At 57.0% G+C, this 13,515-nt stretch carries 12 protein-coding genes; all 12 read right to left on the bottom strand.

Annotated features, from left to right (window positions below; genetic code table 11):
* Positions 1–31 precede the first annotated feature (31 nt).
* The 12 genes from CPA50_RS00995 to CPA50_RS00940 all read right to left on the bottom strand — a co-directional run bounded on the left by CPA50_RS00995 (position 32) and on the right by CPA50_RS00940 (position 13,448).
* Entirely contained in the window at positions 32–1,423 is a 1,392-nt protein-coding gene (locus CPA50_RS00995; RefSeq protein ID WP_227519436.1) for an amidohydrolase family protein, read from the bottom strand.
* Complete coding sequence (locus tag CPA50_RS00990) at positions 1,420–1,965, bottom strand: (2Fe-2S)-binding protein (protein WP_096780638.1); 546 nt, start codon at positions 1,963–1,965, stop codon at positions 1,420–1,422. Before CPA50_RS00990 ends, CPA50_RS00995 begins: the two co-directional genes overlap by 4 nt.
* Positions 1,962–4,265 (bottom strand): xanthine dehydrogenase family protein molybdopterin-binding subunit, encoded by a 2,304-nt coding sequence (locus tag CPA50_RS00985; RefSeq protein WP_096780637.1) that lies wholly within the window; start codon positions 4,263–4,265, stop codon positions 1,962–1,964. Before CPA50_RS00985 ends, CPA50_RS00990 begins: the two co-directional genes overlap by 4 nt.
* Entirely contained in the window at positions 4,255–5,070 is an 816-nt protein-coding gene (locus tag CPA50_RS00980) for an FAD binding domain-containing protein (RefSeq protein ID WP_143750712.1), read from the bottom strand. Before CPA50_RS00980 ends, CPA50_RS00985 begins: the two co-directional genes overlap by 11 nt.
* Positions 5,071–5,079: 9 nt before the next feature.
* Positions 5,080–6,156, bottom strand: coding sequence for an ABC transporter substrate-binding protein (locus tag CPA50_RS00975; RefSeq protein ID WP_096780635.1), 1,077 nt, complete (start codon positions 6,154–6,156; stop codon positions 5,080–5,082).
* 176 nt (positions 6,157–6,332) lie between these two features.
* On the bottom strand, positions 6,333–7,355 hold the full coding sequence (alc, locus tag CPA50_RS00970) for an allantoicase (protein WP_096780634.1): 1,023 nt from the start codon (positions 7,353–7,355) through the stop codon (positions 6,333–6,335).
* Positions 7,352–8,302, bottom strand: coding sequence for an allantoinase PuuE (puuE, locus tag CPA50_RS00965; protein WP_096780633.1), 951 nt, complete (start codon positions 8,300–8,302; stop codon positions 7,352–7,354). Before puuE ends, alc begins: the two co-directional genes overlap by 4 nt.
* Entirely contained in the window at positions 8,299–8,988 is a 690-nt protein-coding gene (locus CPA50_RS00960) for a TetR/AcrR family transcriptional regulator (protein WP_096780632.1), read from the bottom strand. Before CPA50_RS00960 ends, puuE begins: the two co-directional genes overlap by 4 nt.
* A gap of 69 nt (positions 8,989–9,057) precedes the next feature.
* Complete coding sequence (locus CPA50_RS00955; RefSeq protein WP_096780631.1) at positions 9,058–9,834, bottom strand: outer membrane protein OmpK; 777 nt, start codon at positions 9,832–9,834, stop codon at positions 9,058–9,060.
* A 63-nt stretch (positions 9,835–9,897) separates the two neighbouring features.
* Complete coding sequence (locus CPA50_RS00950; RefSeq protein WP_096780630.1) at positions 9,898–10,818, bottom strand: ABC transporter permease; 921 nt, start codon at positions 10,816–10,818, stop codon at positions 9,898–9,900.
* A 1-nt stretch (position 10,819) separates the two neighbouring features.
* Positions 10,820–11,926: an ABC transporter permease gene (locus tag CPA50_RS00945; RefSeq protein ID WP_096780629.1), complete on the bottom strand. Its 1,107-nt coding sequence runs from the start codon at positions 11,924–11,926 to the stop codon at positions 10,820–10,822.
* A complete protein-coding gene (locus tag CPA50_RS00940) occupies positions 11,913–13,448 on the bottom strand; it encodes an ABC transporter ATP-binding protein (protein ID WP_096780628.1) in 1,536 nt (511 codons plus the stop codon). The genes CPA50_RS00945 and CPA50_RS00940 overlap by 14 nt, the downstream gene beginning before the upstream one ends.
* Positions 13,449–13,515: the final 67 nt, after the last annotated feature.

Raw genomic sequence — 13,515 nt, 5'->3', positions numbered from 1 at the left:
CGTTTAAACGCCCTCCCTGCTCTGCAAGAGTTTATACCGGCGTCGCCACTCCCTTCCTGTTCGAGGCAAGCCACCGGTCACGGCGCGTGAGCAGCCGGTCAGCCGCCTGGTTGGCGTGGTCGATATATTCACCCATATCACCACTGAGCAATATCTGATTCTCGGCCAGTATCCTTCCCGCTACCATTGTCATTGCAACATCTCCGCCCAGCACGGAATGCACAAGATTGTGATGCAGGTTCTGCAATGCCCCAGAGGGAATAAACGGCGTCATCCTGGCCGTATCGGCACGCACGGCAATCACATCCGCTTGCTTGCCCGGCTCCAGAGAACCAATTTCACGATCCATGCCCAATGCCCTGGCACCGTCGATGGTAGCCGCCCGCAGAACATCCCAGGATTTCCAGGCTGCAGCATCCATGGCCCGCAACTTGGCCAGCAGAGAAGCGATTTTCATTTCCTCAAACATGTCCAGATTGTTGTTTTCCTTCTCACCATCTGTGCCAATACCCACTGCGATACCGGCGGCGATCATGGCTTCCACAGGCGCCGGACCGCTGGCCAGCTTCATATTGCTTGAGGGATTGTGAGCAACGCCTATGTTGTTGGCTGCCAGCAACTGGAGTTCGTCATCATCAAGCCAGACACAATGGGCCAGCAATACCCGTTCTGGCGACAGCAGGCCCAGCTTCTCCAGAGCCCGGACAGGGCTCATGCCATGCCTGCGCATGGCCTCGGGGATTTCGCTCTGGCTTTCGTTCGAGTGGGTATGAAACCCGGTGCTGTAATGATCGCAAAGATCCACCGCCCGACGACACGCAGCTTCTGTAGCGTAGTACTGGTGCTCCAGACCCACCCATACGTTGACCCGGCCACCAGCCCCGCCATGCCATTGTGAAATCAGGGCCTCGTTGTCATCCAAAGTATCGAAATAATCGTAACCCGGCGCTTCACCTACGTAGGGCACCATGACCACACGATTCCCCAGACCTTCTGCCGCCCGGGCAGAGCCAGCCATATAGCGCCACATATCCACCGAAGTGGTAGTGCCGGCCAGCAGACTTTCCGCATAACACAGCCAGGAGGCTGCCTCCGCCTCTTCTGGCCTGAGTACACGGTGCATCGGATCGATATACTGCTGCAGCCACTCCCACACAGGCAATTCCTCTGCGGTGCCCCGCAGGAGGCCGGAATGACTGTGGGTATTGATCAGCCCCGGCATCAGCACCGCGCGCCCGTAATCCCGGACCTCAGCATCCGGAGCACGTTCCAGCAACCTCGAACGGGGGCCAACAGCTTCAATGGTTTCACCCGTCACCAGCACTGCACCGTCCTGGATTATGGGATTGCCAGCAGTCATGGGCAGCACGGCGTCCGCGCATAGCAGGAGCCGGCGTTTACTGGCAAAGGTCGTAGTCATCATTGTTTTTCCGATAGTAAGGCGCTCCGGTCATCCGATTCATCCGGACAGCCAGGGGCAGAAAGTTGATCAATGGCACGCCGAATGCCGCCATAACCGGTACAACGGCAGAGATTGCCAGCAACAGATTCCGTAAGATCCGCCGTACTTCCCTGCCGGCGCTGCCTGATGCCCGAAACCAGAGAGACCGCAAAACCCGGTGTGCAGTAGCCACACTGCAAGGCACTCTCACTTGCCAGTGCGTCACGTACAGCGAGAAAATCGGGATCCTTGTTCAGCCCCTCTACGGTCTGCACATAATGTCCTGGCAGTTGCCATGACATCACCAGACAAGAGGGCACAGCACGACCATCCAGCAGTACCTGGCAGGCACCGCATCGACCTACACGGCACCCGGGGCGGGCGGAAGTGATCTGGCCAGATTCCCGCAGGATGTCAAGCAAGGTCCCGGCAGCCGGCACTGACCGGGTAACCGCCGCTCCATTCAGCTCGAAACTGATGTTTTCCTGTGCCGGTGTTTCCGGTACCTGATAATGATCACTCATAGGTTTTGTTCCTGTGCAGCCATCGCCACCAGCAAGTCTCCGGGATCTACCGGCAGTCGCCGGACCCGGACACTGGTCGCAGCCTCGATCGCAGCGGTAATAGCTGGTGCTACAGCCTCGATACCCAGCTCACCCACGCCCCTTACCGGGTACGGATCGTCTTCTGGTGTATCGTCCAGAACATCGACCCGCTGGACAGGGGCATCGTGAAATGTGGGGATCAGGTACTGGTCCAGATTGTCCGCCTGATAGCAGCCGTCATGAGTTGTCATATCTTCAGTCAGTACCATGCCCTGCCCCATCACAGCGGCACCCTCGATCTGCCCCAGATAACCGGGCGGGTAGATCACACGTCCGGCTGCCGTGACGTGATGAAGATCCGTCACCCGGACCCGACCGGTGAGACGATCCACCTCTACCCGGGCTACAGTCGCTATCTGCAGTTGCAGATAACGGCCCACGGGTTGACCGCTGTCCGGTGCCACCGGGAAATCCTGACTGGCGCTGGCTGTCATTTCATCAGGGCTGGCGCTCCCGGCCAGCTCCCTATAACTCAACACCTGACCACCATTGAAAAACATGCCCTCCGGACCAAACTCCAGCGCTTCTTCCGGGAGACCGCTCAAGCGGGCTGCAAATCGGCGCACAGCACTCATCCAGCGGGGCAGAATACTGGCCAGTACGCCGTGCACCAGTACAGAGCTTCGAGAGGCGCTGGTGGGCCCGGAATCCGGCCCCCGGGAGCGACCAAGTACAACTTCCACGTCAGCCTCCCGGCAACCCACCCCCTTACAGACAGACCGGGTAATGGACTCAACAATGTTCTGTCCATAGTCCGAGAATCCGAACTCCACACAGATACGACCAGCCGGTGACAGGCTGATACGACCACCACCACTGTCAGGCAAACCATCTCCCAGACCATTGCCCTGAGCACCCATAGCCATACCTGTGCCGGTCAGCCAGCGACCAGTGTCCGTGTCAGAGCGAGACCAAAGAGGGGAGTCCAGAGCTGCTGCCAGCACACAGGCGGGCGGCGCAGTCCAGCGAACAGTCTGATTGCGGCTACCGGCATCGCCCGGGGACCTCAAATTGATCCGGCGGAGAATCGCAGGCTCAATACCAAGACCGTGGGCAAGCTCATCCAGCTGCGATTCCACTGCAAAAGTGGCCTGATTTCCGCCAAAACCCCGGAAGGCTCCACATACACCGTTATTGGTATAAACCAGGCGGCCGGAAACACGATATGCCTCTATCCGGTACAGGGGTGCCGTGGCGTGATCCAGATAGTTTTCCAGCACTGCAGGCCCCAGACTGGCGTAGGCACCTGTGTCCAGAATCGCCTCTGCCTTGTGGGCCAGCAAACGACCTCCGGCATCACACCCGGTAGTCATTTTTACCGCCACCGGGTGGCGCTTCATGCCCGTCCGGCAGGACTCGAACCGGTCCAGATGAATCATCACCGGGCGCCCGGTTTTCAACGCGAGCAACCCGGCAGCCGGCTGCACTGTGAGTTCATCCTTACCACCAAAGGCGCCACCGGTGGCAGTGGACTCAACTGTCACCTGTTCACGGGCGACACCAAGAATATCCGCCAGTTGTTCCGCATCCCGATGGCCAGACTGGCAGCCTGCCCGGAATAACACACCGCCTTTGCCATCAGGAATGGCCACACCGCCTTCAGTTTCCATAAACGCATGCATCTGACGGGGGGTCTGATAATGATGTTCAACGATCACAGCACAACGGGAGAAGGCGTCGTCAAGGTCACCGCGTTCAAGTGTTTCCCGGGCCAGAAGATTGCTGCCACCGTGTGTTTCCCGGGAGTCGTGGAGGGCAGGCTGCTGTTCGGCTAACGCAGCATCACTGACCACCGGAAGTGGCTGATAATCCACCTCGATTGCATTCAGCGCTGCTCTTGCCTGCTCCGGGGTGTCCGCCGCCACGGCAGCTATGGCATCCCCTTCATAACGAACCCGCTCATCACAAAACACCGGCTGGTCCCGGATCACTATGCCGAAGCGATTCAGGCCCGGCACATCGTCCGCCTTGATCACTGCGTGCACACCGGACATCTCAAGAGCCCTGGAGATGTCTACCCGGGTAATCAGCGCATGAGCGCAGGCACTGCGAAGGATGGCACCATGCAGCAACCCGGAGAGGTGGCGCTGATCAGTGGTATAAGCCAGGCGGCCTTCAATACGCTGAGCCAGGTTCATCCCGGAGGTTGCCCTGCGGATCGCGTCCCCGTCCAGGGTCACCAGATTTCTGACGCCCCCCTGTGAATTTTCATGGGTCACGGGTCACCTCCATCAGTCCAGACTCCAGCATACGTCGCACTGCCAGTCTTAAGCGGGGGTCATACCAGCCCAGAGTTTCGAGCTCACTGTCTACCACTATCTCCAGGTCCGTGAGCTCACGAATGCCCTCATCTCTCAGCATGGCTTCGGTAACCATCAGCCGGCCGGGGCCCCCTTCACCGCACACCGCCAGCTGCACCTGATAACCATCATGAACACAAACCACGGTGGCACGGGTAGGACTAAAACGCTCCCGATAGCCAAGTTTTTCCAGAGAGACTCTCCAGCCACGGCAGTCCGGTACGGTGACAGACCTGAGCAGATCGCCAGCCGGCCGATCCTGCAACCACCGGACCAAAGGCTGGCGGTTACTCCCTTTACCCCCCACAACGGTCACATCAGCGTCCAGAGCAAAGGCCAGTGCTGACAGGTCTCCACCAGCAAGCAGATTGCCACCAACCGTACCCAGATGACGCACTCCGGGACCTGCTACCCGATTAAGCAAACCGCTCAATGGAGGTAGGTACAGAGCCGTCAAAGGATGGCCGGCCAGCTCGTCCAGCGTTGTCAGCGCTCCAATGCTGAGCCCAGCTTCCGTCTCCTGAATGCCACGAAATTCCGGCCAGTCAGGGTTCAGCGCTACGAGCTGCGCGGGCCACTGCCTGCTGCGTTCACAGGACGGCTGCAGCCAGGTGCCACCAGCGATGTAAGGTGCCTGGAACCGTTTGGCGAAACTGACAGCCTGACGGGGCGACTCCGGGCGCATAACCCGGACCGCCTGCCGTTCGGTAACTTCGTTGTTCACCGGCTCCACTCAGTCGCTGCCTGCACCGGACACATCCGGATACCGGGCCATAATGTCGTGAATAGCCTCAGTACCAACAAACTCTGTGGTATAGCCCTTGGTGGGATCGACGGATTCATCAATCAGATCCAGACTAACCAACTGCTTATAGATATCCTGCCAACGTTTGTCGGTCATGATGCCTATGCCACCGGTCAGGGCGTCGCCAGACAGGACAATGCCGCGCTCATCCATCTCCCTGAGAGAATGGGCAAGCTGGTCCGGGCCCTGATTCTCGTTGAGGCCATGAATGTATTCATTGGTGGCTGCCGGGTCCTGCAGGTACTGGTACCAGCCCTCGATGGTCGCTTCCACAAACTTGCGGGCAACTTCAGGTCGCTCTTCCAGGGTTTTGCGAGTGGTAACGATCATGGTGGAGTATGACTCCCAGCCATTATCCGACAGCAGAAACACGTTGGGTTCGATACCCGCCTGTTTCACTACAAACGTTTCCGAGGTGACATAGGCCTGCTGGATAACCTGAGGCCCGGCAATGAACGGCCCCATCTGGAAGGTATACGGGCGAACCTGTTCATCGGTATAGCCATATTTCTGCTTCAGCCACGGCCAGAATGACTGGTGAGCATCCTGGGACAGCAGGATCGACTTGCCTTTGAGATCTTCCAGCCTGTCGTTCCCGACACCCGGGTGAGTCATGATGATCTGCGGGTCTTTCTGGTAGAACGCCGCCAGCGCCACCACAGGTAAACCTTCCTCCACAGCATTGAGAATCTGGCCGCTGGAATGAAGCATCACAAAATCAGCCTGGCCACCCAACAGTAATTGCAGGTTGTTGACCTGAGGGCCGCCGGGAGCCATGTCCACATCAAGCCCATAGTCCTCATAGGTGCCCTGCGAATCCGCGTGGTACCAACCTCCATGTTCGGCCTGGGGGAACCAGTTGGTGCGGAAGGTCACCTTCTCAAGGTCGTCTGCCCACACGGAACCGGGCGCTGCCAGTACGGCCAGCCCCGCTGCCATCAACATAGTCGCTACCCGACCGGGGCGTCGTGCCTTCGTTGCAAAAGATACTGTCTTGGTCGTCATGCACTCTCTCCATACATAAGGTCATGTGGGTGATCAGACATTCAGCGTCACACCCACTCTTGATTTCCCTATAGTTTTTATTTGAGGGAGAACATCAGGCATTGGCAAAACATTGGCTGGCCGGCAGTACCGGTGTTATGGGCCGTACCATTCCCGGACGATTGTCCGGGGCTGACTCATGACACTGGCGTTCCGAACAGCCTCACCCGGCTGACACCACCATCGGGAATCATATTGAAACGGATATGGGTAATCGCACCCAGCCCCTTCAGATCAGTAAACTGGTGGATAGCATCTGCAGTCAGCGGCTGGTCATCCATCAACGTGTGCCAGAACATACTCTGGGTGATGAGAGACTGGGCAGTACTCTCTCCTGCCTCGACACAGGCCGCCTGTATAGAACAGGCCGCAGGAAAATTTCCCTTGAAGTGCGCTGTATCCACTTCGATACGCTCGGCAATACCCTTATGACCCAGGACCAGAATGCACCAGTCATTACCCGGCTCACGCCTGCGGCGGGTCTCCCAGCCATCCCCCATGTTGATACCCCGGCCAGGTTGCAGCAGCTTGCGGGGCTCACCATAGTGAGCATCACTCCAGGCCACCTGATCACCACCATGTTCCAGAGCAAGCAGGTTCACAGGGCCACTGTTCAGTAATGCGGACCAGTCACAGAATGGTTTGCCGTAAATCCGAAGGCGCGCCAGACCGCCATCGGGAAAAATGTGTACCCTCACGTGGCTCCAGGGCTGATCCGAAGCGATTTCGCAGAAGCAGTGGTCATTACCCTGCAATTCGATAGCTGGCACCAGTGTCTGCCAGCGGGTGCCTTCGCCGGGCTCCCCATCCGGGCAGTAACAGGCCTCCAGCGAGGCCGCCGGGGGAAAGTTTCCGGTGAAGAAACTGGTATCAAAATCCACGCCCATCAAAATACCAGGTGTCGCCAGGCGAACAACGCACCAGTCATGACCAGTGGTACGGCGACGGCGGGTTTCCCATCCGTCCATCCATTTGCCGTTGTCATCAAAACGGTCGGGGTAAAACACCGGCTGATCAGGGTTCAGCATGCGCTCACGGGACGCAAAAAATTCATCAGTCACCTGAGTCACTTCGGCTCCCAGGCTACCATTGGCCAGGTTCAGGCCTTTACGGGTAAACTCCGGCCCCTCAACGATGGGGGCCACTATTGCATCAGTCATTCTTCTACTCCGGCGTCAGTCGCCTGAAAGGGGTGTTCCTGTTTCCAGTGGCGGGCAATATCAATACGCCGGCACACCCATACCTGCTCATGCTTCTGGATATAATCCAGGAACCTCTGTAAAGCCCTGAAGCGGCCTGGACGGCCAACGACCCGGCAATGCAGGCCAACGGACATCATCTTGGGGGTATCTGCACCTTCTTCGTACAACACATCAAAACTGTCTTTCAGGTACTGAAAGAACTGCTCTCCCGAGTTAAATCCCTGGGGCGAACAGAAGCGCATATCGTTGGCTTCAAGGGTGTAGGGAACAACCAGATGGGGTTTGTGTTCGCCGTCCCGGGTTTCAACCGTGGTCCAGAAAGGAAGGTCATCACCGTAGTAATCACTGTCGTATTCCAGTCCGCCATGCTCTACAACCAGACGGCGGGTATTCGGGCTGTCGCGGCCGGTATACCAGCCCAGCGCAGGTGCTCCGGTCAACCGGGCGTGCTGCTCCAGTGCCAGCTCCATACAGCGGCGTTCCTCGGCCTCTGCCATATCCTGATAGTGAATCCAGCGCTGGCCATGGCAGGCAATCTCGTGGCCATCATCAATAAATGCCTGCACCACTTCCGGGTTTCTGGAAAGAGCCATAGTCACCCCGAATACTGTCAGGGGTAACTGACGCTTGCGAAACTCACGCAGGACGCGCCAGACACCCGCACGAGACCCGTATTCGTAGAGGGACTCCATGCTCATGTGCCGCCCTCTGTAGGCTTCGGCACCAATGATGTCGGAGAGGAACGTCTCGGAGTGTTCGTCGCCGTGAAGTACGCAGTTCTCTCCGCCTTCTTCATAATTAAGTACAAACTGAACAGCTACCCGGGCGTTTCCGGGCCAGCGGGCATGGGGAGGATGCTCCCCGTAACCACGCATATCTCTCGGGTATGAGACGTTCTCATTCATGTCGGGCTCTCAAGGCCGCACCCCCGCAGAATCACGCCAGTCAGGAAGTCAGCCGCGCGGTCAAAGTCACGCTTCTCATATTCGGCCTTGTTCTCAACCATCAGGATCTGAACCTGGAAGTCGGCATAATGTTGTGTGGATGACCAGATCAGGAAAATCAACTGCACCGGATCCACCGGCGCCATACGGCCATCGTCTATCCATGACTGCATGACCTCAGCCCGGCCCCGGACCCACTCACGCATATTGGTGCGCAGATGATCCATAAGAAAAGGCGCGCCCTGGATGATCTCCATGGCAAACAGACGGGAAGACAAAGGGTACTTTCGTGACATTTCGACTTTGGTCCGGATGAAAGTGGCCAACGCCTCAGCCGGATCATCCTCTGGCCGGATTTCCGTAAATACCCTGTTCCAGCGCGCCAGAATGTCATCAAACATGGCGCTATACATTCGTGTCTTGTTACTGAAGTAATACAGAACGTTGGACTTGGGCAGCCCTGCCCGCTCGGCAATACTCTGGATCGTAGCGCCTTTGTAGCCGTTAAGAGCAAACTCCTCCTCGGCAGCAGCCAGAATTTTCTCCCTGTTGCGCTCCCGAATCCTTCCCGGCCGATATTTTCTGCCTTTAGTGCCTTCACCCGCCCTGTCTGAAGCAACACTGTCTGCAACTGAGTTGTTAGTCATGAGCCTCTCACTTGTTATCCATTTGTTCAGGAGTCCGCCAGAATAATTCTGCCGGACTCCTGCACCGGATCAGAAGTGGAATTTCACCAGAGCACTGACAGAACTCTGATCGTCCATCAAAGTGTCACCCAGACCATACTTGTTGTTCCAGTACTGGTACTCGACACCGGCGTAAAGAACACCAGGCGCGCCCCAGAAGTTACCCACGTCCATCTTGACCTGCGGGGTGAACTGGAACTCGGACTTGTGATCGGATTCGGCGGTGGTCCAGTCGATATACCCATCAATGAGGAATTTGGCGGCACCAATACCGAACGGATATGCCCAGGTTACGGTCAGCTGCTTCTCATCAGCGATCTGATCATTGTCGACATAGTAAACACTGGTATTGAAATACATGAAGCCAGGAACATCCCATGCCAGACCGATACCGCCCATATAGTTATTTACCTGGGTACCGCCACCAAACTCGTACTGAGCCGCCAGGCTTACATCCTTGATCGGACCAAAGCTGAGATCTGCACCAGTCAGCCAGCTGCCACTCACGTTGGGCGCAAATTCCCCGTAGACGTTATCTGACCCTTCCACTGAACCCTGACCCTGGTCACGGTCGATGAAGAAGAAGGTGCTGCCCCAGTTATGGGCAGTGGCATTTTCGAAGGTGAAGTAAGTCGCTTCGTATTCAAAACCACCATTACCGCCTGCGTCGAACTGGACACCCTGATACTGGTTACTGTGCAGTATGGAGACACTGGATCCTCCGAAGAACTTCTCAGCGTGGGCCGCAGGAGCGAAAGATGCGGCAGCTACACAGCTTGCAATCAGTGTTTTACGAAGTGCATTCATGGTAAATCCTCTAAGGTTACTTTCTTTATTACGTTAGGGTTGGAACTCTTCAGATCATTATTGTTAGCACCCCGGCCGGTATGGCTGACCAAGGGAAAGTGGAGTATTAAGTCGGGTTCGGGCCGGGTTCCAGGACAGCAGAATCAGCATCAGAATAGTGACCAGATAAGGCAGCATGGCCAGTAACTCCGTGGAGCTCTTCCAGCCCAGGCCCTGTAGCACCAGGTGCAGGATACTGGCCGCACCAAACAGGTAGGCCCCCAGAATCAAACGCTCCGGCCGCCAGGTGGCGAATACCACCAGAGCCAGGGCAATCCAGCCACGCCCGGCTGTCATGTTTTCGGTCCAGAGCGGGGTATAGGCCAGAGACAGATATGCACCTGCAAGCCCAGCCATACCACCGCCAAAAGCCACCGCCAGGTATCTCACCAGCAACACCTGAAGACCGTTGGCGTTAGCCGCTTCCGGATCCTCGCCAATAGCTCTTAACAACAGGCCTCCCCGGCTGTAACGCAGAAACAGCGCTACACCTGCAAAAGCAACAAAAGAAACGTAAACCAGCGGATCCTGATCAAAAAACACGCGACCCAATACGGGGATATCACTCAGCAACGGAATGGCCACCCGGGAAAAACCCTCAATGGATGAGCCGACAAACCCAGCTCCGAGAAATGCACTCAGGCCTGTGCCGAATATGGTCAGTGCCAGCCCTGCTGCGTATTGGTTCGCTGCCAGAGTGACCGCCATGAACGCAAACAGCAGAGACATACCAATACCGGCCACAATGGCTGCGGCGACGCCTACGAGCAGACTCCCGCTGGACAGTGCTGCAGCAAAGCCAGCCACTGCTCCCATCAGCATCATGCCTTCCTGACCCAGATTGAGGACCCCTGAACGTTCACAGATCAGTTCGCCCAGGGCCACCAGCAAGAGAGGGGTTCCGGCAACCACGGTTGCGGCCAGCACATTAATAATCAGTTCCATTTCAAGCCTCCTGCGGCGCAGTCGTGACTGCCGCACTTAGGGGTTGCAGTGCCGTTTTCCTGCGCCGGATCCGGTAATGGATAAAGGCATCGCATGTGAGCAGATAAAACAGCAATAGCCCCTGAAACAATCCCGTCACAGCCTTCGGCATATGCATGGCAATCTGCAGCATTTCTCCGCCGATGAAGGTCAGCGCCAGCAAGGCACTGGCGGCAACAATACCCAAAGCATTCATTCGCCCCAGGAACACAACAATGATCGCGGTATAGCCGTAGCCGGGGGACACCTGCGGTACCAACTGACCAATAGGGCCTGTTACCTCCGAAGCTCCAGCCAGTCCCGCAGTGGCGCCGCCAACCAGAAAGGCAAACCAGGTCAGGCGACGTACACCAAAGCCGGCGAACGCTGCCGCCCGGTGGTCCTGACCAGCGACATTCAACTGAAAACCAATAAAGCTGCGGGCAAACAGGACCCACACCGCCACCGCCGCCAGCAAGCCGAATGCCAGCCCCAGGTGCAAACGGGTACCCGGAATCAGGGCCGGCAGCAGTGCCGAGTCGGAAAACATGACTGATTGAGGAAAGCCGAACCCGAAGGGATCCTTGAGAGGCCCATGCACAGTGAACAACAGAAGATTCAATGCGATGTAATTGAGCATGATGGTGGTAAGAATTTCATTGCAGTGCAGATGGGTTTTCAACCCGGCTGCAATCGCCGCCCAGAGCATGCCAGCGAGAACACCTGTCAGCAGTACAAGGGGAAGCACCCAGAACCCACTGGATTCCGAGAGTTGTATGGCCATCGCACTGGCGCCCAGAGCACCCATCAGGAAATGGCCTTCGGCACCAATGTTCCACACCCTGGCACGATAACAAACAGTCAGACCGGCAGCGCATAATAACAACGGCGCCATTTTCAGGCCCAGTTCCGAGAGTCCTGACAGGTCACTGACTGGCGTTATAAAGAAGAACTTCAGGCCTTCCACCGGATCTTTTCCCATCACCAGGAACAGCACAAAGCCGGTAATGATGGTCAGAATCAGGGCCAGCAGCGGCGAAGCCCAACGCATCAGTGAGGATGCAACAGGGCGGCGTTCAAGCAACAGCATGGGCAAGCTCCCCGGATTCAAAACCCCCGGCCATCCACTGCCCGAGCTGCTCGATGTTCAGTTCCGACGTGGGAGCCATTGGAGACAAGCGGCCATCGCAAAGTGCGCCCAGGCGATTACACAGTTGGTAGAGTTCATCCAGATCTTCAGAAATCAACAGAATAGAGGCACCTTCATCCCGCAGCCGTACCAGTGATTCATGGATAGCGACGGCTGAGCCGACATCAACGCCCCAGGTGGGGTGAGATGCCACCAGAAGACGGGGGCTCTGCAGAGCTTCCCGGCCAATAATGTATTTTTGCAGATTGCCACCGGACAGACTCCCGGCGGTGTTGTTTTCACTGGTGCAGCGAACGCCAAACCGACGGATTACCTCACGGGAAAACTCCCGGACCCGGCCCGCGCGAATCAGTCCCCGGCTTACCAGTCCCTGACCGGAAGCGGTCAACAGGGCGTTATCAGCGAGAGACATATCAGGCACAGCCCCTCGCCCAAGGCGCTCCTCGGGCACAATTGCCACGCCGAGCTTCCGGCGCTGATCCGGAAACAGGCTTGCGATATTCACCCCATCCAGGCAGATAGTTCCGGTTCCGGAGCGGATTTCGCCGGACAAGGCTTTAAGTAGCTCGTCCTGACCATTACCGGCGACTCCGGCAATACCAACGATCTCCCCTTTGTGTAAATCCAGATTCACATTGCTGAGACTGGTTCCGAAGGGATCCTTGCTCTTCCAACCAAGCCCTCTGATTTCCACCAGGGTAGGTCCCGGTTTCGCAGCAGCAACCTGGGTAGAAATCGGAGTATCGTCACCTACCATCAGCCGCGCGATGTCGGAGGCCGATATATCTGCAGGCTGACAATCACCGCTAACCCGCCCCTGGCGCAACACTGTAGCTGTGTGACACAGACTGCGTACCTCTTCGAGTTTGTGACTGATAAACAGAATGCTGCAGCCTTCTTTCGACAACGTTCGCAGCGTCGCAAACAGGGAGAAAACTTCCTGGGGAGTGAGCACCGATGTGGGCTCATCCAGAATCAGCAGGGTCGTTTCCTGAATCAGGCAACGAACAATTTCCACGCGCTGACGTTCCCCGACAGACAAAGTACTCACGTAGCGCCGGGGGTCCAGAGCCATTCCGTAGCGCTCGGAAACCTCGCGTATACGCTGGTTCAGTTTGTTGCGGTTGCGGGCTTCGTCTGCCGGAAGGCTGAGCGCAATGTTTTCAGCTACGGTCAGAGTCTCGAACAGTGAGAAGTGCTGAAACACCATACCAATACCCATACGGCGAGCCTGGGCGGGGTTATCCACCCGCACTTCATGGCCATTCCAGACAATCCGCCCCTGATCCGGCTGGATCACGCCATAGATCACCTTCATCAGAGTGCTCTTGCCAGCACCGTTCTCACCCAGTAGCGCGTGAATCTCTCCCGCGCCCACTGTGAGGTCAATGCCGTCATTGGCCCGGCACCCCGGGTATTCCTTGACGATGTTTTCCAGTTTCAGGCGTATCGCCGCAGTCATACACAATCCCATGTTCATTCGAATGTATCTGGCAGCCAAATTCATAAACTGACCAAACAATCAACAT

The organism is Marinobacter sp. ANT_B65, from assembly GCF_002407605.1.
In the GTDB taxonomy this organism is placed as follows: Bacteria; Pseudomonadota; Gammaproteobacteria; order Pseudomonadales; family Oleiphilaceae; genus Marinobacter.
This window is presented reverse-complemented; position numbering and strand designations above follow the sequence as displayed.

Bases quoted from the DNA above. Each gene is read 5' to 3' on its own strand.
- CPA50_RS00995 (WP_227519436.1), bottom strand. From the start codon at position 1,423: ATGATGACTACGACCTTTGCCAGTAAACGCCGGCTCCTGCTATGCGCG.
- CPA50_RS00990 (WP_096780638.1), bottom strand. From the start codon at position 1,965: ATGAGTGATCATTATCAGGTACCGGAAACACCGGCACAGGAAAACATC.
- CPA50_RS00975 (WP_096780635.1), bottom strand. From the start codon at position 6,156: ATGACGACCAAGACAGTATCTTTTGCAACGAAGGCACGACGCCCCGGT.
- alc (WP_096780634.1), bottom strand. From the start codon at position 7,355: ATGACTGATGCAATAGTGGCCCCCATCGTTGAGGGGCCGGAGTTTACC.
- puuE (WP_096780633.1), bottom strand. From the start codon at position 8,302: ATGAATGAGAACGTCTCATACCCGAGAGATATGCGTGGTTACGGGGAG.
- CPA50_RS00960 (WP_096780632.1), bottom strand. From the start codon at position 8,988: ATGACTAACAACTCAGTTGCAGACAGTGTTGCTTCAGACAGGGCGGGT.
- CPA50_RS00955 (WP_096780631.1), bottom strand. From the start codon at position 9,834: ATGAATGCACTTCGTAAAACACTGATTGCAAGCTGTGTAGCTGCCGCA.
- CPA50_RS00950 (WP_096780630.1), bottom strand. From the start codon at position 10,818: ATGGAACTGATTATTAATGTGCTGGCCGCAACCGTGGTTGCCGGAACC.
- CPA50_RS00945 (WP_096780629.1), bottom strand. From the start codon at position 11,926: ATGCTGTTGCTTGAACGCCGCCCTGTTGCATCCTCACTGATGCGTTGG.
- CPA50_RS00940 (WP_096780628.1), bottom strand. From the start codon at position 13,448: ATGACTGCGGCGATACGCCTGAAACTGGAAAACATCGTCAAGGAATAC.